The following is a 19303-nucleotide window of genomic DNA, read 5'->3' as shown; positions in this document are numbered from 1 at the left end:
TGCATCGACCGGCCCGGCTCATGTCGTGACGGGCATGGTCGACTTGGCAGCTCGTCGCGTGCTGGTCTACGGCGTCACGGGCTCCGGCAAGACCACCGTCGCCCGGCAACTGAGCCGGATCACCGGGTTGCCGTGGTACTCGGTCGACGACCTCATGTGGCAGCCGGGGTGGGTGCAGCTGCCACGGCAGGAGCAGATCCGGCGGATGAGCGCCATTTGTGCCGGCGACCGGTGGATCCTCGACGCCGCCTACGGCGCCTGGGAGTCGGTGGTGCTTCAGCGGGCCGAGCTGGTCGTGGCGCTGGACCTGCCGCGCTGGCTGAGCATGTGGCAGCTGCTGCGGCGCACCCTGCGCCGACTGGTCTCGCGGGAAGAGATCTGCAACGGCAATCGCGAATCACTGCGGCTGCAGCTGAGCCGCGACTCGCTGCTGCTGTGGCACATGCGCTCGTTCCGGGTCAAGCGGCGACGCATCGAGGCGATGATCGCCGACCCGGACGGGCCGGAGGTGATCCGGCTGCGGCGACGGCGTGAGGTGAACGCGTGGCTCGCTTCGCTGGCTAACGCCTGACTGTCGTCCGCCGGATGGAGTCGATCAGCAGCTTGTCGCCGCGTTTGACGATCTCCAGCTCGGTGCGCTGGAACGACGGACGCCCTTCGTGATCGACCAGGACGCCGATGGTGACCGTGCGCCCGGCGACGTCGGCCGATTCGATGATGGTGACCGACCCGACCGAGTCCCAGTAGGCGTCGAACTCGGCGCGGCCGGTCGCCCTCGCCCGCGGTGTGAGCATCGTCCACGCGGTGTCGGTGTCCCTCGGCAGGACGTGGTAGAACCGCGTCGCCACGGCGGCACGATCGGTGGGGCTGACACCGTCACCGGCCGCGCGGACGTCCTTGCGCTCCGGTTGAAACCCCATGGTGGCCATGACCAGCACGAAGACCAGCACGATGGTCACGATCGAGCCGGTGGTCACCAGCGTCCTGGGCTGCCTGTTGCGCGGACGGCTCCGCGTCGGGCGGCGTGCCGGAGCGGAGTCCGGCTGGTCAGGGGCAGGCGTCGAGCTCGTCGTCTCGGCCAGCACCGCGCGCAGCCGGTGGTGCACCTCGCGCATGGTGGGTCGTTGCGCGGGATCCGGGGTCAGCATCGCGCGCAGCAGCGGGGTCAGGGGGCCCGCGTGGCGTGGCGGGACGATCCGGTGGTCGGCAGCTGCCTGCAGCACGTCGGCGCGCTTGGCGAGGTCACCGTAGATCAGGTGGCCTTCGACCGCGCGATAGAGCGTGGCGCCGAGGGAGAACACGTCCGCGGCCGGTGTGGGCTCGGCTCCGCGGATCGACTCGGGCGCCACGTAAGCCGGGGAACCGATCAGCGGCCCGGCTGCGCCGACGACGTCACCGTTGACGTGGGCGATTCCGAAGTCGGTCAGTTTCACCAGCCCGTCCGGGCTGTCGGCGAGCAGGATGTTCGCCGGCTTGACGTCGCGGTGGACGACCCCTTGGGCGTGCGCGGCGGCCAGCGCGGCAGCGACCGGGGCGCCGATCCGAGCCACCTCGGCCGGTGACAGGTGGCCGCGCTCGGCCAGAACGTGGGCCAGCGTGCGGCAGGAGAGGTACTCCATGATCAGCACCGGCTCGCCACCGTCGTCCGCCACGTCGAAGATGGTGATCGCGTTGGCGTGGCAGATCCGCGCGGCCACCCTGGCCTCGTGCAGCACGCGCTGGCGCGCCTGCTCGGCTTCGTCGTCGGCCGTCCCCGGCGGCAGCAGCATCTGCTTGGCCGCGATGGCCCGGTTCAGCACTTCGTCGTGGGCCAGCCACACGGCGCCCATCGCGCCGCTGGCGAGCTTGCGGGTGAGCCGGTAGCGGCCGGCGATCACCCGGCCGTTCGGCTGTCCCACCCCCGCCTCCTCCTGGCGCCATGAGCAAACCGGGTCCTCCGGTTTGTCGGGTTCCGGCCGCGGTCGTTACCGGGTTCGCGTGAGCCCGTCCAGCAGGCGGGCCCGCACCCCTTCGAATCCCCATTCCGGCGCCACGTCAACCGCGACGGCGACCGGCTCGGTGTCGGTGGCCACGGTCTCGGCGATCAACTCGCGACGCCGGCGGTCGGCGACGAGCGCGCCACGCGACGGTCCGAAGGCGCATTCGACGTCCAGCGGATAGTCCTCGGTGCGCAGCATGCCCGGCCAGATGGCCTCGGCCACGGCGATCGCGTCGTGCAGGACGACCGCAGGCCGGCCCAGCGCCTTGGTGTAGTACTCCAGGTAGTCGGTGGTCAGTTCGCGCAATGCCGCGCCGATCGGCCCGGACGCCGCGAGCCGGTCGAGCCACGGCACGTCGACCGCGCATCGGCAGGTGAGGTCCATCGGCACCAGCACGCAGCGCACGTCGGGTTCGGTCAGTACGCGACGGGCCGCTTCCGGGTCGCTCCACAGGTTGAATTCGGCGCGCGCGGTGACGTTCCCGCCGTCGACCGCGCCGCCCATGATCACCACGCGGTCGATCTGCGGCTTGATCTCCGGATAGGCCGCCAGCAGCAGGGCGATGTTGGTCAGTGGCCCGATCGGGACGAGCACGACGGGTTCGGTCGCCTCGCGCAGCAGGGACACCATGAGCTCGACGGCACCGGCGTCTGCGGTCGGCACGATCGGGTCGGGCAGGACGGAGGACCGGCCGGAGAGGCCGTCCGAACCGTGGGCATAGCGCGCACGGTGCGGGTGGGGATGAACGAGCGGGCGTTCGGCACCCCGGGCGATCGGAACACCGCTGGCGCCACACAGCGCCAGGATCCGCTGCGCGTTGCGGGTCGTGGCGTCAACCGAGACGTTTCCGTAGACGGTGGTGACGCCGAGCAGGGTGACGTCGGGATCCAGCACGGCGAGTGCGATGGCGAAAGCGTCGTCCACTCCGGGATCGGTGTCGATGATGAGCGCGGGCATGTGCCCATCAAACCCGATCGCCCGGGCGAACCGTTGTCACCGCACGCGGTCCGCCGACGGCGGCTAACGGGCGCGCGGGGTGGCGGCGGCGACCAGGCGCCCTTTGCCCGGGGCTGCGTCGGTCCACGATCCGGTCCAGGCGACTACCGCGATGCCTGCGGTGCTCAGGTCGATCCGTTCCCCGGCGAGCAGGCCCGCCAGGTGGGACAGGCCCGGGTTGTGGCCGACCAGCATGACGTGCCGGGTGTCGCCGGGCAGCTGGTGGACCACGTCCAGCAGGTCGCCCGCGGAGGCGGCGTAGATCCGCTCCTCGATCCGGATGGGGATGTCCGGCAACGCGGCCATGGCGAGCTCACACGTGCGGCGGGCCCGGACCGCAGGGGAGCACAGCACCAGCGAGGGCAATGGCTGGCCGGCGAGCCAGCGCCCGGCGACGGGGGCATCCGCTTCGCCGCGATCGGCCAGCGGCCGGTCGATGTCGTCCACGTCGTCCGGCCATGCGGCCTTGGCGTGGCGGAAGAGGGTGATCCTGCGGTCGGCCATGCACGATTCCTATCACGTCGGTGCGCAAACGCACGGTCACGATTCGCGCTTCGCCGGGCCCGGCGAGTGTTCGGCGCGTCGTCCGCCGGGTCCGATCGGCCGGTCGTGACCCGCCAGTAGGGTGTCCGACATGACGTCGATGTGGGGTGCCCCGATGCTGCAGCGGCTGGCCGCCTGGCGCCGCATGCGCAAGGACCCGGAGCAGGCACGGTTCTTCACCATGGACTCGCTGCGCTGGATCGTCCGTAACCGTGCCTACACCCCGTGGTACCTGGTCCGGTACTACCGGCTGTTGAAGTTCCGGCTCGCCAACCCGCACGTGGTGCTGCGCGGCATGGTGTTCCTGGGCAAGAACGTCGAGCTGCACTGCCGCCCCGGCTACGGCAGGCTGGAGATCGGCAAGTGGGTGCACATCGGCGACGGCAACGCCATCCGCTGCCACGAAGGCTCGCTGCGCATCGGCGACAAGGCCGTCTTCGGCAGGCAGAACGTGGTCAACTGCTACCTGGACATCGAGATCGGCGACGCCACGCTGGTGGCCGACTGGGTGTACATCTGCGATTTCGACCACGTGACCACCGACATCACGGTGCCGATCAAGGACCAGGGCATCGTCAAGGCGCCGGTGCGCATCGGCCCGGACACCTGGTTGGGGACCAAGGTGACGGTCACCAAGGGCACCCGGATCGGCCGCGGCAGCGTCATCGGGGCGCACGCCGTGGTACGCGGTGACATCCCCGAATACAGCATCGCGGTCGGGATCCCGGCGCGCGTGGTCAAGGACCGCAAGGAGCAGTACGAGATAGACCGCCAGCGGCGGGAGGCCGTGGCGGACATGGCGCGGAAAGCCAAGGCGGCCCTGCGCAAGACGCTCGGCTAGCTCGCGGCCCCGCCGCCGCGTCCCGGTAGCCACCGGCTCGGCCGACCGCCATCACGACGACCCTCACGCCGGGCACGGGCGTCGGCGGGCGAATCCTCACGCTCGGGTGTTCGGCGGCGCTGCGCAACAGATTCGCCGAGCTGGCGGCGAGCGGCTCGGACGGCCGGACCGTCTGCACGGTTCCGCCGGACGTGGCGGCGGGTCCGCTCGCCGGAGGCGCAGCGGGGTTCTCGGCCGGGCGATCACGCTGCGGAGCAGCCGGGCACGCCGTCAGCGGCGAGTGATCCGTCAGGCCACTTGTCACGTCTGGAAGGCGTTGCCGGTGGCGATCTTCGGGCGGCCAAGGGCCTGCGGCCCTCCGGCGCGCGCGTTCCGGTAGACCTCGGCGGTCGCTGCCGCGATGGTGGGCCAGTCGAAGTCCTCGGCCAGCCGTGCCCTGGCCGCCTCGGCCCGCCGCTTCGCGCCCTCCCGGTCGGACAGCACGCCGTGCACCGCCGCGACCAGGCCGTCCACGTCGCACGGTTCGAACGCCAGCCCGGTCACCCCGTCCTGCACGACCTCGCCCAGCCCGCCCGCGGTGGACGCCACCAGCGGGGCATTGGCGGCGGCCGCCTCCAGCGCCACGATGCCGAACGGCTCGTAGCGGCTGGGCAGCACGACGGTGTCCGCCCCGGCGAGCACGGCGCGCAGTTCCCGGTCGGGCAGGTGGCCCACGAAGTCCACCGCGCGGCGGATCCGCAGCTTGCGGGCCTGCTCGATGAGCGGGTCGAGGTGCCGTCCCTTGCCGGCCACCACCAGCCGGGTGCCCGGGTGCAGCTGCCGGATGCGCGGCAGCGCGGCCAGCAGGTCCTGCACCCCCTTCTCGTACTCCAGGCGACCGAAGAACAACAGCAGCGGGCCGCCGTTGCTGTGCCTGGCCCTGGCCGCCTCCACCTCGGCCCGGGAGACCTGCCAGGACCGCTGCTCGATCCCGTTGTGGATGACGTGGATGGTCTCCGGCGGGATGTCGAACAGGTGCGACACCTCGGCGCGCATCGCCTTCGAGCACGTGATCAGCTCGTCGGCGCGGTTGGCCAGCCACCACTCCACGGAGTGGATCTGCTGGTTGAGCGGGTGCGACAGCCAGCCGGCGTGCCTGCCCGCTTCGGTGGCGTGGATGGTGCCGATCAACGGCACCCGCGCGGCTTCGGCGAGCGCGATCGCCGGGTGCGTCACCAGCCAGTCGTGCGCGTGCACCACGTCGGGACGCCAGCCGCGGAGCAGCTCGTAGCCTGCGCGGACCATGGCGTGCCCCATCGCCAGCGTCCACGCGGCCAGGTCCCGCTCGAACGTCACGTGCATGGGGTCCTCGGCGGCCCGGATGATCCGCACGCCCTCGCTGACGGAGTCGGTCGTCGGGTGCGTCTCGGCGTCGGTGCCCGACGGCTGCCTGCACAGCACCACCACCTCGTGCCCGTCGGCGGCCAGGTAGCGGGCAAGCGCATGCACGTGCCTGGCCAGGCCGCCGACCACCACGGGCGGGTACTCCCACGACAGCATCAGGACACGCATGAAGTCTCCGATCGTTGCAAGCGGCGAGCGTCGAGCTGGCCGAACGGGTGGTCCGCGGCCAGTTGCCCGCGGGCCAGCGCGGCGGCCCGCTCGGTGTCGGCGGCGTCCAGGGCATCGGCGAGCCGGGTGAACCGGGTGGTGTGTTCCGCCGCTCGGTGCCTGGCGTAGTCGGCGGCGGAGTCCTTGGTGACCATGAAGGCCCAGTCGCTGGACAGTGCCAGCAGCGCCTCCCGCACCAGCTGATCGGCCGCCGGATCGCGGACATCGGCCGTCGCCCGGCCCGCTGCGCGCAGGCTCGCCATGGTCCGCAGCAGCCGCTGTTGCAGCCGGGCGTTGCTGTCCACCATGTCGGCGACCTGCTCGCCGTCCCACACCCGCCAGTCCTTGCCCGATCCCCAGGACGAAGCGGGCAGTTCGACGGGTTCGCCGACATGACCGGCTTCGGTCGCCCCGCGCAACGTCGTCACGCGCACACCGGCTTCCGGCAGCGCGCGCAGCACGCCTTCCAGCCACATGGGGCCCTCGTGCCACCAGTGCCCGAACAGCTCGGTGTCGTAGGCGGCGATCACCAAGGCCGGCCGCCCGTGTTCGGCGCGCAGCTTCCGCAGGCGGAGCAGGACCGTTTCGACGAAATCCTTGACGTGGCTGTGCACCGCCTGCGCCGCGCGGTCCTGGTCGTAGGGCGCCTTGTCCGGCGGCGGCACCCGCTTGCCGGTGACGCGGGACGGCTTGATGCCGACGGCGTGGTCCCAGGTGTGGAAGTCGCGGTAGGCCGGATGGCCGGGATAACCGGCCTTCGGGGACCAGACACGGTAGGTGACGTCCAGGTCCCGGCCGAAGCAGAGCACGTCGGTGTCACCGACCGGGCGGGCGACGTGGGTCCGGCCGCGCAATGCCGGCCCGTCGACCAGGAACCGCCGCACCCCGACCGCCGCATACGCGGCTTCCAGCCCCGGTTTGTAGCCGCACTCGGGAGCCCAGATGCCCTCCGGCCGGTGGCCGATCCGCAGGCGGGTGTCGGCCAGGCCTTCGGCCAGCGCGAAGTCCCGGACCGGATCGGCCAGCAGCGGCTGGAAGGGATGGGTCAGCGGGCCGCCGAGCAATTCGATCACGCCGTCGTCGACCAGCGGCCGCAGCACCGGCGACAAGCCGTGCCGCCAGTCCGTCTCCAGGTGCTCGGCGGCGGCGATGGCGGCCTTGTGCTCGGCGACGGCCAGCTCCCGCAGCAGCGGGTCGTCCCGCCAGCGCACCGCGGCCTGCTGGACCCGCAGCTGCCAGTGGCCGATCCATTCCTGCACCCCGCGCAGCGCGTACGGGTCGTCGAGCTGGGCGGCCAGCACCGGCGTGACGCCCAGCGTGAGCAGGTCGCGCCTGCCTTCGTCGGCGAACTTCCGCAACAGGTCGAACACCCGCAGGTAGGAGTGGGTCCACGCCTGGTAGAGCCACTCTTCGCCGACCGGCCAGCTGCCGTGGTGCAGCAACCACGGCAGGTGGCTGTGCAGCACCAGGCAGAAGGTCCCCTCGTCGTTGCCGTTCAACGCTGTGCTCACCGCCGCACCGCCACGGCGATCAGGTCCAGGCTCGCGTCGATGTCCTCGTCGCGGATGACGAAGTCGTCCGCGGTCAGCGCCGCCACGTCCGCCAGCAGATCGTCCGGCCAGGGGGCCGCGCCGGGCAGGTGGCCCATCACCACGTCCAGCTGGGCCTCGATGATCGATCCGCCGTACCGGTCGTCCAGGCGCCGCACGCCGGGGCCGTGGTGCAGCCCGCGCAGGCTCCGCACGGCGAACCCGGCCTCGCCCAGCAGGTCGCTCAGCTCGGCCGCGGTGAGTTCGCGCGTGTGATACGGGTTGAGCGGAGTGTCCGAATCCGGGGTGAACGTCAGCCGGTTCGGCGTGGTGCACAGCAGCAGGCCGCCGGGGCGCAGTACCCGAAGGCATTCCCGCAGGAAGCCGTGCTGATCCCACAAGTGCTCGATGACCTGCAGGTTCGCCACCACGTCCACGCTGCCGTCCCGGAGGGGCAGCCAGGCCAGGTTGCCGCGAACCGGGCTCACCGCGGGATAGGCGCGCGCGACGTGCCGGACGCATTCCGCGTCGTAGTCCAGCGCGATCACACGCTCGGCGACCTCGGCGATCATTTTCGCGCCGTAGCCCTCGCCGCATCCGGCTTCCAGCACCACGGCGTCCGCGCACAGCGGCACCAGCGCGCGGTAGGCCGCTTCGTGGCGGCGGAACCAGTAGTTCTCCTCCGGCACGCCGGGGACGGTGCGCTCGCCGGTGAGGTGCAGCTGGACCGCCCTGGCAGCGCGCACGGCGGCTCCGTCGGCCGTGCCCGCCATGCCGCTCACCGGCCGGCCTCCCGCCGCGGCGCCGCCCGCCTGCCCATGCCGCGCGCACACGCCTGCGCGCTCACCGGGACTTCTGCCATGGACATGAACCTACCCGTCGGTACCTGGCTCCGCCCGGCCGGAGCCGGTCGCTCCGGCCGAGCTCACACCGCCGGACACCGCCCGCCGTGCGCGCCGAATGCCGGACGAATGTGGGGCGATCGGGGGACACCGCATCCGCCCGAGGTCGGAAATACTCGCGGCGGGGTCGGCACGGCCGGCGGGGATGCGGCGGTGCGATGAGCGCGGCGCGAAGGCCTCACGGGTCGCTGGGGAGGGCGACCCGGGATCGGTGACCGTCGACGAGCAGGGCGGCACGCACGTGCCGGGCGACGGTCGTCGGCGTGTCGCACCAGCGGCACAGCCGACCGCGGTCACCGGCGTCGGTCGCCAAGTGTTCATCGCACCAGCCGCCAGCCGGCGATGAGCGGGCCGGTGCCCGCTCATCGCCGCACCGGTCAGGACTCCGTCTTCTCCAGCTCCGGCTCGGCCTGCCCGGCCGCCCGCTGCTGGACGTCCTCGCCGCGCTTGACCGCTTCGAGCAGCAGCTGGGCGACGTCCTTCACGCCGACGTTGGTGCCGACGTTCTCGCTGCCGCGCTGGGTCAGCCCGTCGGCGACCATCACCTTGCAGAACGGGCAGCCGGTGATGACGGTGCCTTCGGCGTCCTTCGGGCCCGCGCCGTTGCCCAGCGTGGTCAGTGCCTCGTCGACCCGCTCGAGGTTGATGCGCTTGCCGATGTGCTCTTCCATCCACATCCGGGCGCCACCGGCACCGCAGCACAGCGCCCGGTCGGCGTGCCGCGGCATCTCCGCCAGCTCGGCGCCCGCGGCGTCGATCAGCTCACGCGGCGGCGAGTACACCTTGTTGTGCCGACCCAGGTAGCACGGGTCGTGGTAGGTGACCTTGCGCCGCTCGATCGGGCCGACCCCGTCGACCGTGGTGCCCTCCGGCGGGGTGATGGGCACCAGCTTCTTCTCCCGCACCAGCTTGTTCAGCAGCTGGGTGTGGTGCACCACCTCGTAGTGGCCGTTCAGTTGCGGGTACTCCCTGCCCAGGGTGTTCATGCAGTGCGGGCAGGTGGTGACGATCTTGCGCTTGACCGGCTCGCGGCCCTCGAACACCGAGTTGAGCATCTCGACGGTCTGCTGCGCCATCATCTGGAACAGGAACTCGTTGCCCGCGCGGCGGGCCGAGTCACCGGTGCAGGTCTCCTCGGTGCCCAGCACCACGTACTTGACCCCGGCCAGGTGCAGCAGTTCCGCGGTGGCCTGCACGGTCTTGCGGGCGTTGTCGTCGAACGCGCCGGCGCAGCCGACCCAGAACAGGTACTCCACGTCGTCGGCCAGCTCACCGTCGTAGACCGGCACCTCGAAGTCCAGCTCCTTGGCCCAGTCCAGCCGCTCGGAGTTGTTCTGGCCCCACGGGTTGCCCTTGTTCTCCAGGTTGCGGAACAGCGTGCCGAGCTCGCCGGGGAACTCTGACTCGATCATCACCTGGTGGCGCCGCATGTCCACGATGTGGTCGATGTGCTCGATGTCCACCGGGCACTGCTCGACGCAGGCGCCGCACGTGGTGCACGACCACAGCACGTCCGGGTCGATGACGCCGAGTTGCTCGGCGGTGCCGACCAGCGGCCGGGTGGCCTGCCGGGGGTCGTTCTGCGCCATCCGGGACGAGCCGGACTCCGGCACGCCGTGCCCCTTGGTCTCCACCGCGTCCACCGCGTCCGGGATCTCCTTGCCACCGATCAGGTACGGGGCCTTGGCGAACAGGTGGTCGCGCAGGTCCATGATCACCAGCTTGGGCGACAGCGGCTTGCCGGTGTTCCACGCCGGGCACTGGCTCTGGCAGCGGCCGCACTCGGTGCAGGTGGCGAAGTCCAGGTAGCCCTTCCAGGTGAAGTCCTCGATCGCCCCGCGGCCGAACTTGGCGTCCTCGTCCGGGTCCTCGAAGTCGACCGGCTTGCCGTCGTGCTCGATCGGCTGCAGCGGGCCGAGCGCGTCGGGCAGCCGCTTGGCCGACACGTTCAGCGGCGCCAGGCCGATGTGCAGGTGCTTGGAGTGCAGCACGATCAGCAGGAACACCAGCATGACGCCGATGTGCAGCAGCAGGCCGAGCCGGTCGAGGAAGAAGATCGTGTCGGCGTCCAAGCCGGACATCAGCTCGCCGATCGCGTCCGAGGCGAACGCCCCGCCGTCCTTGTACGGCAGGTGACCGCCCGCCGAGGCGGCGCCGCGGAAGAGGAACATCGTCCACAGGACGTTGAAGATCATGAACAGGATCAGCCACGCCCCGCCGGTGTGCGAGCCGTAGAACCGGGAGGCCCGCTGCTTGCGCTCGGGCGCCTGCTTGATGCGCAGCACGGTGAACGTGATCAGCCCGACCAGCGCGGCGAGCGCGATGAAGTCCTGCAACGCGCCGAGCAGGTCCCACTTGCCGATCAGCGGGATGGCGAAGTCCTCGTCGAACAGCGCACCGTAGGCCTCCACGTAGACCGTGGCCAGGATGAAGAAGGCCCACATGGTGAAGAAGTGGGCCAGGCCGGGCACTGACCACTTCAGCAGCTTGCGCTGGCCGAACACCTCGACGAACTGCAGCCACACCCGCTTGGCCAGGTTGTCGCCGCGATCGGTCGGCTGGCCCGACCGGATGAGCTTGATCAGCCACGCGATACGCCGTGCGGCCAGCGCCGCCACGACGGCCGTGGCCAGCAAGCCGATGATCAAGGTGATTGTCAACGGGTCCTCCGTGGTGGTGCGTCAGGGAACGCGGCAGCCGTTGGCGGACAACTTAACTTGTCGGTAGCAGGTGCGGAAGTCGGGCACCGACCGGCATCGACAGAAATCTGGACGATCGTGCAGGTAAATCGCGATTCCGCGTGAATGACGTCACGCGATGGGCTGCATGCTGCGTTTTCGCCGTAAGCTACCCGCCGGTAGGGCTCTAGGGTCGCTGAGGTTCCGCCAGGGTTCTGCCGGACAAGAACCACATCAACCAGCTACCAACGAGCTGTCGCGCACAGCCGATCGCCAGCCGAGCGGCTGCCATCAGGAGGTCGAAGAAGGCCGATGACCAACATTGTCGTTCTGGTCAAGCAGGTGCCGGACACCTACTCGGAGCGCAAGCTCAGCGACTCCGACTTCACGCTTGACCGTGAGTCCGCCGACGCGGTGCTCGACGAGATCAACGAGCGCGCCGTCGAAGAAGCGTTGAAGATCACCGAGGCGGGTGAGGGCGAGGTCACCGTCCTGGCCGTCGGCCCGGACCGGGCGACCGACGCCATCCGCAAGGCCCTGTCCATGGGCGCGCACAAGGCCGTCCACGTGTCCGACCCCGCGTTGCACGGCTCCGACGTGATCGCCACCGCCAAGGTCATCGCTGCGGCGATCCGCCGGCTGGACAGCGTCGACCTGATCATCGCGGGCAACGCCTCGTCGGACGGCGGCTCCGGTGGCGTGCCCGCCATCCTGGCCGAGCTGCTGGGCATGCCGCAGCTGACCCACGCCCGGTCGGTCACCGTCGAAGGCGGCACCATCAAGGTGGACCGGGAGACCGCCGACGAGGGCGTGACGCACCTGGAGGCGCAGCTGCCCGCCGTGGTCAGCGTGACCGAGAAGATCAACGAGCCGCGGTACCCGTCGTTCAAGGGCATCATGGCCGCCAAGAAGAAGCCGGTCGAGACGCTCACCGTGGCCGACCTGGGGGTCGACGCGAGCGAGGTGGGCCTGGACAACGCCTGGTCGAAGGTGCTCGAAGCCGCGCCGAAGCCGCCGCGTGAGGCAGGCCAGAAGATCGAGGACTCGGGTGACGGCGGCGTGAAGATCGCCGAGTTCCTCGCGGCCCAGAAGCTCATCTGAGACCACCCCGCCTCGATTCCCAAGGAGACGTAAACCGATGGCTGAAGTTCTGGTTCTCGTCGACCACGTCGACGGTGAGGTCAAGAAGTCCACGTTCGAGCTGCTGACCGCCGCGCGTGCGCTCGGCGAGCCGGCCGCCGTCGTGGTGGGCGCCCCGGGCAGCGCGGCCAAGGCGAAGGAGTCGCTGGCCGCCTACGGTGCGGCGAAGATCTACGTCGCGGAGTCCGAGGACGCGGCGAACTACCTGGTTACCCCGAAGGTCGACGCGCTGCAGGTGGCCGCGGGCAAGGCTTCCCCGGCGGCGGTGCTGGTGCCGGCGACCGCCGAGGGCAAGGAGGTCTCGGCGCGGCTGGCGGTACGGCTGGACGGCGGCCTGCTGGTCGACGCGGTGGACGTGGCGGCCGACGGCACCGTGCAGCACAGCATCTTCGGTGGCGCGTTCACGGTGAAGGCGCAGGCCATCAAGGGCGTGCCGGTCATCTCGGTGCGGCCCGGCGCGGTGGACGCCGAGCAGGCCGAGGGCGCGGCGGCCGAGGAGCCGCTGGAGCTGCCCGCGGTGGACCCGGCCAAGGCGGCCAAGATCACCGGGCGGGAGCCGCTGGTGCGCGGCGACAGGCCGGAGCTGACCGAGGCGTCCGTGGTGGTCGCCGGTGGCCGTGGCGTCGGTTCCGCCGAGCAGTTCTCGGTGGTGGAGGCGCTGGCCGACTCGCTGGGCGCGGCGGTCGGCGCGTCCCGTGCCGCGGTCGACTCCGGCTACTACCCGGCGCAGTTCCAGATCGGGCAGACCGGCAAGACGGTCTCCCCGCAGCTGTACATCGCGCTGGGCATCTCGGGCGCGATCCAGCACCGCGCGGGCATGCAGACCTCCAAGACGATCGTCGCGGTGAACAAGGACCCGGAGGCGCCGATCTTCGAGATCGCCGACTTCGGCGTGGTCGGCGACCTGTTCAAGGTCGCGCCGCAGCTGCAGGAGGAGATCGAGAAGCGCAAGGGCTAACCCGGCTCGGCTTCCCGGTGGCCTGTCGTCCCGCTGGGCGGCAGGCCACCGGTCTGTTGCCGACGGCCTGTCGTTCTGCTGGGCGGCAGGTCACTGGTCTGTTGCCGACGGCCTGTCGTTCTGCTGGGCGGCAGGCCACCGGTCTGTTTCCGCCCACCTGTACGCCATGAGGGTGCACCGAGCGGCGACGACGGTGCGTGAGCTGGAATCATCAACGACATGACTTCATCGCAGTTGCTGGCCAGCATCACCAAGAGCGCCGGCAAAGCAGGGGGGAAGGATTCCGGCACCGGTGGCTACTCGGTGTTGGTCGCCAAGACCGAGGACGAGGTCGTCGCTGCCCAGCGGCTGCGGCACCAGGTGTTCGGCGTGGAGATGGGGGCGAAGCTGCACTCGCCGGTGGACGGGTTGGACGTCGACGAGTTCGACCAGTACTGCGACCACATCGTGGTGCGGGAGGACGCCACCGGGGAGATCGTCGGCACCTACCGCATGCTGCCGCCGGAGCGCGCCGCCGAGGCGGGCAAGTTGTACTCGGACACCGAGTTCGACCTGAGCAACCTCGCCGAGCTGCGCGGCAGCCTGGTGGAGACCGGCCGGTCGTGCGTGCACGCCGACCACCGCACCGGCGCCGTGGTGAGCCTGGTGTGGACCGGCATCGCCCGGTACATGGTGCTGTCCGGCCACCGTTACCTGGCGGGCTGCGCGTCGGTGCCGCTGGCCGACGGCGGGTCCTACGCCGCATCGGTGTGGGACATGCTGCAGGAGAAGTACTACGCCGACGAAAGCTTGCGGGTCCACCCGCACCATCCGTGGCGGACCGAGGGCGTGCCGCGGGTGGAGAAGCTGGTGCTGCCGCCGCTGGTGCGCGGGTACCTGCGGCTGGGCGCCCGGGTGTGCGGGCCGCCCGCGCACGACCCGGACTTCAACGTGGCCGACTTCTTCGTGCTTCTCGACATCCACTCCGTCGACCAGCGTTATGTGAAGTTCTTCCTCGGTGCCCAGTAGAGTCGGGACGTCACCTGGGTGTGACGGACGATAGGGGGAGCATGCCCAAGGAACGGCCGGTACCGACCAGTTCTCTGCCGCAGGCGCATCCGTGGATGCCCACGTCGCCGTGCGGCCCGGATTGCGTGGAGGCGGAGACCCCGCCGTCGGCAGGCCGGCTGCGGGTGATCCTCCGCCTGGCGAGCGCGCTGCTGGTGCTGCTGCTGGCAGGCATCGCCGGCCCCTTGCTGTTCCTCATGCCGCGGCGAGTGCGCCCGGTGGTGGTACGCACGCTGTTCGGCGCCATGCTGCGCGCGTTCGGCGCCCGCCTGGTGGTGCACGGCCGGTCCCGCCTGGTCCGCGCGGCGGCCGAGCCGCAGCGGGGCGTGATGACGGTCAACAACCACATCTCGTGGCTGGACATCGTGGCGCTGAACTCGGTGCAGCCGATGCGCGCGCTGGCCAAGTCCGAGCTGCGCAGCTGGCCGGTGCTCGGCGGGCTCATCCGGCGCGCGGGCACGGTGTTCGTGAACCGGGAGAGCCTGCGCTCGCTTCCGGGGACGGTGGCCGAGCTGGCGGAGGCGTTCCGCGGCGGGGCGATGGTGAACGTGGCGGGCGAGGGCACCACGTGGTGCGGCAAGGCGTCCGGTCGGTACGTTCCCGCGCCGTTCCAGGCGGCCATCGACGGCGGAGCGGCCGTGCTGCCGGTGGCGCTGCGCTACCGGCTCACCACCGGCGAGCAGACGACCGCACCGGCGTTCGTCGGCACCGAGTCGCTGGTCGCGTCGCTGATGCGCGTGGCCAGGCTGCGCGGCCTGGTCATCGAGATGTTCGTGTGCCAGGAGATCCCGGCAGGCCGCACCGCCGACCGCCGCGAACTGGCCGACCTGACCGAGAGCGCGGTGCTGTCCGCGCTGGGCATGACCGCCGCGCTCGGCTCCCGGCCGTGGCAGCCGCGCATCCTCCAGCCGGAGGCCGAACGCATCCACCGCGTGTCCGCGGGCCGGTCGGATTCGGCGGCCTGATACGCCGCCCGGCGCCGGTGTCGGTGGCGGGCGATACCCTGGAAGGGTCATGACCTCGACGCAGCGACCAGCCCGCTCGGCATACCTGGACCATGCGGCCACCACGCCGATGGTTCCCGCCGCCGTCGCCGCCATGACGCAGGCGTTGTCCGAGGTGGGCAATGCGTCGTCGCTGCATTCCTCCGGCCGCCGGGCGCGCCGCATGGTGGAGGAGGCGCGCGAGTCGATCGCCGAGGCGCTGGGTGCGCGCCCGTCCGAGGTGATCTTCACCGGGGGTGGCACGGAGGCGAACAACCTGGCGGTCAAGGGCATCTACTGGGCCCAGCACAAGGAGAACCCGGCGCGGCGGCGCGTGCTGGTGTCGGCGGTGGAGCATCACGCGGTGCTGGACGCCGCGCAGTGGCTGGCCGACGACATGGGCGCAGAGCTTGCGCTGCTGCCGGTGGACGCCGAGGGCCGGGTGTCGCCGCAGGCGGTGCGCACGGCGCTGGAGGCCGATCCGGATGGCGTCGCCCTGGTCAGCGTGATGTGGGCGAACAACGAGGTCGGCACGATCAACCCGATCGCCGAGATCGCGGCGGTCTGCGCCGAGTTCGGCGTCCCGCTGCACACCGACGCGGTGCAGGCGGTCGGCGCGGTGCCGGTGGATTTCGCCGACAGCGGCGCGACGGCGCTGGCGTTCAGCGGCCACAAGCTGGGCGGCCCCTACGGGATCGGGGCGCTGCTGCTGACCCGCGAGGCGCAGTGCACCCCGCTGTTGCACGGCGGCGGTCAGGAGCGCGACGTGCGGTCCGGGACGCTCGACGTGCCTGCCATCGTCGCGCTGGCCGAGGCGGTGCGGTATGCGGTGAAGGAGCTGCCGGACACCGCCGAGCGGCTGGCCGGCCTGCGGGACGAGCTGGTGCGCGGCGTGCTGGCGAAGGTGCCGGACGCGGTGCTCAACGGTCCGCGGCTGGACGGTGACCGGCTGCCGGGCAATGCCCACTTCAGCTTCCCGGGCTGCGAGGGCGACAGCCTGTTGATGCTGCTCGACGCGCGCGGCATCGAATGCTCCACCGGCTCGGCGTGCACCGCGGGCGTGGCCGAGCCCAGCCACGTGTTGCTGGCCATGGGCGTCGACCCGCGCCACGCGCGCGGGTCGCTGCGCTTCTCGCTGGGGCACACGTCGGCGAAGGCCGATGTCGAAGCGCTGCTGGCGGAGATCGAGGGAGTCGTCGAGCGGGCTCGCAAGGCGGGTCTGACCACGCGGCGAGCAGGAAGGGTGAGGACATGAAGGTGCTGGCCGCCATGAGCGGCGGGGTGGACTCCGCGGTGGCGGCCGCGCGGGCGGTGGACGCCGGGCACGAGGTCGTCGGCGTGCACCTGGCGCTGTCGGCCAAGCCGGGCACGTTGCGCACCGGGGCCCGCGGCTGCTGCACGATCGAGGATGCGCGGGACGCGCGCCGGGTGGCCGATCTGCTCGGCATCCCGTTCTACGTGTGGGATTTCGCCGAGCGGTTCACCGAGGACGTGATCGAGACCTTCGTCGGCGAGTACGCCGCGGGCCGCACCCCGAACCCGTGCGTGACGTGCAACGAGAAGATCAAGTTCGAGGCGCTGCTGGAGAAGGCGATCGCGTTGGGCTTCGACGCGGTCGTGACCGGGCACTACGCGCGCCTGCGGATCGTCGACGGGGTTCCGGAGCTGCGCCGCAGCGCCGACGAGGGCAAGGACCAGTCGTACGTGCTGGCCTCGCTGAGCGCCGAGCAGCTGCGGCACGCCATGTTCCCGCTGGGGGATTCGGTCAAGTCCGAGGTCCGGGCGGAGGCGGCCGAGCGGGGCCTGATGGTCGCCGACAAGCCGGACAGCCACGACATCTGCTTCATCCCGGACGGCAACACCAAGGCGTTCCTGGAGTCCCGGCTCGGCCGCAAGCCGGGCAAGCTGGTCGACGCGAAGACCGGGGCGGTGCTGGGTGAGCACACCGGCATCCACGGGTTCACCGTCGGGCAGCGCAAGGGGCTGGGCATCGAGGCGCCCGCGCCGGACGGCCGCCCGCGGTACGTGCTGGCGCTGGAACCGGTGTCCGGCACGGTGAAGGTGGGGTCGGCCGAAGACCTCGGCGTGCGGGTGATCGAGGGCGACCGCGCCACCTGGCCGGCGAAGCCGCTCGACGGGCCGACCGAGTGCCAGGTGCAGGTGCGTGCACACGGTGGTGTGGCGCCCGCGGTGGCGGTGGCCGACGGCGAGGACCGGGTGCGGGTGGAGCTGCGCGAGCCGCTGCGCGGTGTGGCGCCGGGGCAGACGCTGGTGCTGTACCGGCCGGACGCCGAGGCCGGAGACCTGGTCCTTGGCGCCGCCAAGATCACCGGCACCCGGCGCTGACAGGGGTACCAGTGCAGGCCTGATGCGCCTCTCGCTGTCACTTGGTGTCCGAGTGGTAGGCGTTGTCCAGGGCGAACGGCGCGAGGAGCACCAAGGTGCCCAGCGGTTCCGGCAACCGTGACGGGCGGCTCAGCCAGTAGCTGTCCCCGTTCGCCGGGATATCCGGCAGCGGGAAGTCGCTGAACTCCCGCTTGACGATCTCGGCCACCTGGTGCTTGGCGTCGTCCACCACGGTGTACTTGCTGGACAGCCAGCTGGTGGCAGCCAGCCCGCCCGCCCTGTTGCCGTGCACGGAGAAGCTCATCCGGTTCCGGCCGAGACCTGCCGTCTCGGCCTTGATCTCGCCGACCGGGCGGCCCCGGGCGTCGGTGACGGTGATCCGCGGTTTGAAGATCTCGCTCGCCTTCTGGTACGGCTGGGTGATGGCGGCCAGCAGCGCGCCCGCGGCGTCGAAGAGCCGGAAGTACATGGTGTCCTGGCTGGCGCGGCCGGGCAGGCGCATCCCGGTGCGTCCGTGCTCGTCGGTCTGGTGCAGCGACCCGATCTCGTTGCCGTGCCGGTCGACGTACCGGTACGAGGCCGCGTTGCCGGCCGGCGCCTGCTCGACCAGCACCAGCTCGCGCACCTCGAACAGCGGTCCCGCGCCGAGCCGGCCGACGGGGTGCTGGGCCTGCTGGGCCTGTTGTGCATGGTTGCCCGCCGCACCGGGGTGGGGACGCACGTGCTCGGTCCACGCAGCCCCGTCCCACCAGCGCACCAGCGCCGGGTTGGTGCTGTCGGTGTACCAGCCGGGCAGAGGGGTGGTGCTGGTCATCGGTCCCTTTCGTAGAACACCTGATCAAGCGCGCACGCCGAGATCAGCACCAGGCTGCCCAGCGGCTCCGGGATCGGGTTCGGCCGCCGCAGGATGTAGCTGTCGTCCTGGGTGAAGATCTCCTTGACCTTCATCATCCCGACGCCGCGCTTGACGATCTCCGCCACCTGCCGGCCGGTGCTGTCCCGGCACGCGAAGCGGGCACCGCCCCGCTCGCGACCGTCGTACTCGACCTTGCCGACCTCGGCGCCGTCGACGGTGAACACGAACCCGGTGCGGGCGAAGATCTTCTTCCGCTCGACGAAGCCGACCGTCTGCTCTTGCGGTCCCCGCACTTCGAACTTGGGCTTGAGCGCAGAGCTGAATCCCTGGGGCAGGCGCACGGTGAGCACCGTGTTGTCCTGGGCGTCGGTGAGTGCGAAGTGTCTGGATCCGAAAACGGACAGCTCGTCGACCAGCTTGACCGCCCGGCGGAACACCGAGCGTTCCTCCTTGAACGTGCCGATCTGGTTGTTGGCCGGGTCGAAGATCTGATAGGCGCCCGCGTTGCCGGAAAGGCCGACGAACGTGGCCTTCTGCGCGATGAGCAGTTCCGGCGCGGTGTAGAGCGGGTGCTGCGGCGCAGGCCCGGCCGGGACATTGGCCTGTGCTGCCTGCTGCGGAGCAAGGCCGGACGGCTGCTGGGGAGCGAAGCCCGCGGCCGCGTGCTGCGGCGGCTGACCGGTGTACTGCGGCTGACCGTGCTGCGCGTGGGCGGGCGCCTGCTGGGGCTGTCCCGGTGCGTGGCCCGGCTGCCCGTGCGGGTTGGGCTGGGTGTGCGGCGTCCACGTGTTGCCGTCCCACCAGCGCAGCAGCTGCGGATTCCCGGGATCCGGGTACCACCCAGGTGCAGGACTCGTCATGCGCGCACATCCTAGATAACCGGCCGCCGCCCGGAGGGCGAATTGGGCGAATCCG

Annotated in this window: 17 protein-coding genes; 8 read left to right on the top strand and 9 right to left on the bottom strand. The window is 71.1% G+C overall.

The genetic code is table 11. From position 1 onward, the window contains the following. The first annotated feature begins 34 nt into the window (after window positions 1–34). A complete protein-coding gene (locus YWY_RS0104760; RefSeq protein WP_028846670.1) occupies window positions 35–571 on the top strand; it encodes a P-loop NTPase family protein in 537 nt (178 codons plus the stop codon). On the opposite strand, the gene YWY_RS0104755 is transcribed toward YWY_RS0104760, so the two are convergent. From YWY_RS0104755 to YWY_RS0104745, 3 genes are all read right to left on the bottom strand, one after another. Beyond that, window positions 561–1898: a serine/threonine-protein kinase gene (locus YWY_RS0104755; RefSeq protein WP_028846669.1), complete on the bottom strand. Its 1338-nt coding sequence runs from the start codon at window positions 1896–1898 to the stop codon at window positions 561–563. The genes YWY_RS0104760 and YWY_RS0104755 overlap by 11 nt on opposite strands. A gap of 66 nt (window positions 1899–1964) precedes the next feature. Continuing rightward, entirely contained in the window at window positions 1965–2936 is a 972-nt protein-coding gene (locus tag YWY_RS0104750; RefSeq protein WP_028846668.1) for a nucleoside hydrolase, read from the bottom strand. Between the two features lie 63 nt (window positions 2937–2999). Further along, window positions 3000–3479, bottom strand: coding sequence for a SixA phosphatase family protein (locus tag YWY_RS0104745; protein ID WP_028846667.1), 480 nt, complete (start codon window positions 3477–3479; stop codon window positions 3000–3002). Window positions 3480–3609: 130 nt separating this feature from the next. On the opposite strand from YWY_RS0104745, the gene YWY_RS0104740 reads away from it, so the two are divergent. Then, window positions 3610–4359: an acyltransferase gene (locus YWY_RS0104740; protein WP_028846666.1), complete on the top strand. Its 750-nt coding sequence runs from the start codon at window positions 3610–3612 to the stop codon at window positions 4357–4359. Between the two features lie 300 nt (window positions 4360–4659). Here the strand turns inward: YWY_RS0104740 and YWY_RS0104735 are convergent, their stop codons facing one another. From YWY_RS0104735 to YWY_RS20320, 4 genes are all read right to left on the bottom strand, one after another. Then, window positions 4660–5910 carry a glycosyltransferase family 4 protein gene (locus YWY_RS0104735; RefSeq protein ID WP_028846665.1) on the bottom strand — a complete coding sequence of 417 codons (1251 nt, stop codon included), beginning with the start codon at window positions 5908–5910 and terminating at the stop codon, window positions 4660–4662. Then, a complete protein-coding gene (locus YWY_RS0104730) occupies window positions 5898–7460 on the bottom strand; it encodes a 1,4-alpha-glucan branching protein domain-containing protein (RefSeq protein WP_028846664.1) in 1563 nt (520 codons plus the stop codon). Before YWY_RS0104730 ends, YWY_RS0104735 begins: the two co-directional genes overlap by 13 nt. Continuing rightward, complete coding sequence (locus YWY_RS0104725) at window positions 7457–8251, bottom strand: class I SAM-dependent methyltransferase (protein ID WP_028846663.1); 795 nt, start codon at window positions 8249–8251, stop codon at window positions 7457–7459. The genes YWY_RS0104730 and YWY_RS0104725 overlap by 4 nt, the downstream gene beginning before the upstream one ends. Window positions 8252–8757: 506 nt before the next feature. Continuing rightward, complete coding sequence (locus YWY_RS20320; protein ID WP_084608939.1) at window positions 8758–11040, bottom strand: heterodisulfide reductase-related iron-sulfur binding cluster; 2283 nt, start codon at window positions 11038–11040, stop codon at window positions 8758–8760. Window positions 11041–11370: 330 nt separating this feature from the next. Between YWY_RS20320 and YWY_RS0104715 the strand changes: the two genes are divergently transcribed. The 6 genes from YWY_RS0104715 (at window position 11371) to mnmA (ending at window position 17532) form a co-directional block, all read left to right on the top strand. Continuing rightward, window positions 11371–12159 (top strand): electron transfer flavoprotein subunit beta/FixA family protein, encoded by a 789-nt coding sequence (locus YWY_RS0104715; protein WP_028846662.1) that lies wholly within the window; start codon window positions 11371–11373, stop codon window positions 12157–12159. Window positions 12160–12196: 37 nt separating this feature from the next. Beyond that, window positions 12197–13156 carry an electron transfer flavoprotein subunit alpha/FixB family protein gene (locus YWY_RS0104710; protein WP_028846661.1) on the top strand — a complete coding sequence of 320 codons (960 nt, stop codon included), beginning with the start codon at window positions 12197–12199 and terminating at the stop codon, window positions 13154–13156. A gap of 219 nt (window positions 13157–13375) precedes the next feature. Continuing rightward, a complete protein-coding gene (locus tag YWY_RS0104705; RefSeq protein WP_028846660.1) occupies window positions 13376–14164 on the top strand; it encodes a GNAT family N-acetyltransferase in 789 nt (262 codons plus the stop codon). Window positions 14165–14205: 41 nt separating this feature from the next. After that, entirely contained in the window at window positions 14206–15168 is a 963-nt protein-coding gene (locus tag YWY_RS20315; protein WP_051309749.1) for a lysophospholipid acyltransferase family protein, read from the top strand. 49 nt (window positions 15169–15217) lie between these two features. Further along, a complete protein-coding gene (locus tag YWY_RS0104695) occupies window positions 15218–16441 on the top strand; it encodes a cysteine desulfurase family protein (RefSeq protein ID WP_028846659.1) in 1224 nt (407 codons plus the stop codon). Further along, window positions 16438–17532: a tRNA 2-thiouridine(34) synthase MnmA gene (gene mnmA, locus YWY_RS0104690; RefSeq protein WP_028846658.1), complete on the top strand. Its 1095-nt coding sequence runs from the start codon at window positions 16438–16440 to the stop codon at window positions 17530–17532. The genes YWY_RS0104695 and mnmA overlap by 4 nt, the downstream gene beginning before the upstream one ends. A 37-nt stretch (window positions 17533–17569) precedes the next feature. Here mnmA and YWY_RS0104685 read toward each other — a convergent pair whose 3' ends face one another. Beyond that, entirely contained in the window at window positions 17570–18346 is a 777-nt protein-coding gene (locus YWY_RS0104685) for a DUF2510 domain-containing protein (protein WP_028846657.1), read from the bottom strand. Then, window positions 18343–19248: a phospholipid scramblase-related protein gene (locus YWY_RS0104680; RefSeq protein WP_028846656.1), complete on the bottom strand. Its 906-nt coding sequence runs from the start codon at window positions 19246–19248 to the stop codon at window positions 18343–18345. The genes YWY_RS0104685 and YWY_RS0104680 overlap by 4 nt, the downstream gene beginning before the upstream one ends. Window positions 19249–19303 lie beyond the last annotated feature (55 nt).

This window comes from Thermocrispum agreste DSM 44070 (assembly GCF_000427905.1).
In the GTDB taxonomy this organism is placed as follows: domain Bacteria; phylum Actinomycetota; class Actinomycetes; order Mycobacteriales; family Pseudonocardiaceae; genus Thermocrispum; species Thermocrispum agreste.
This window is presented reverse-complemented; position numbering and strand designations above follow the sequence as displayed.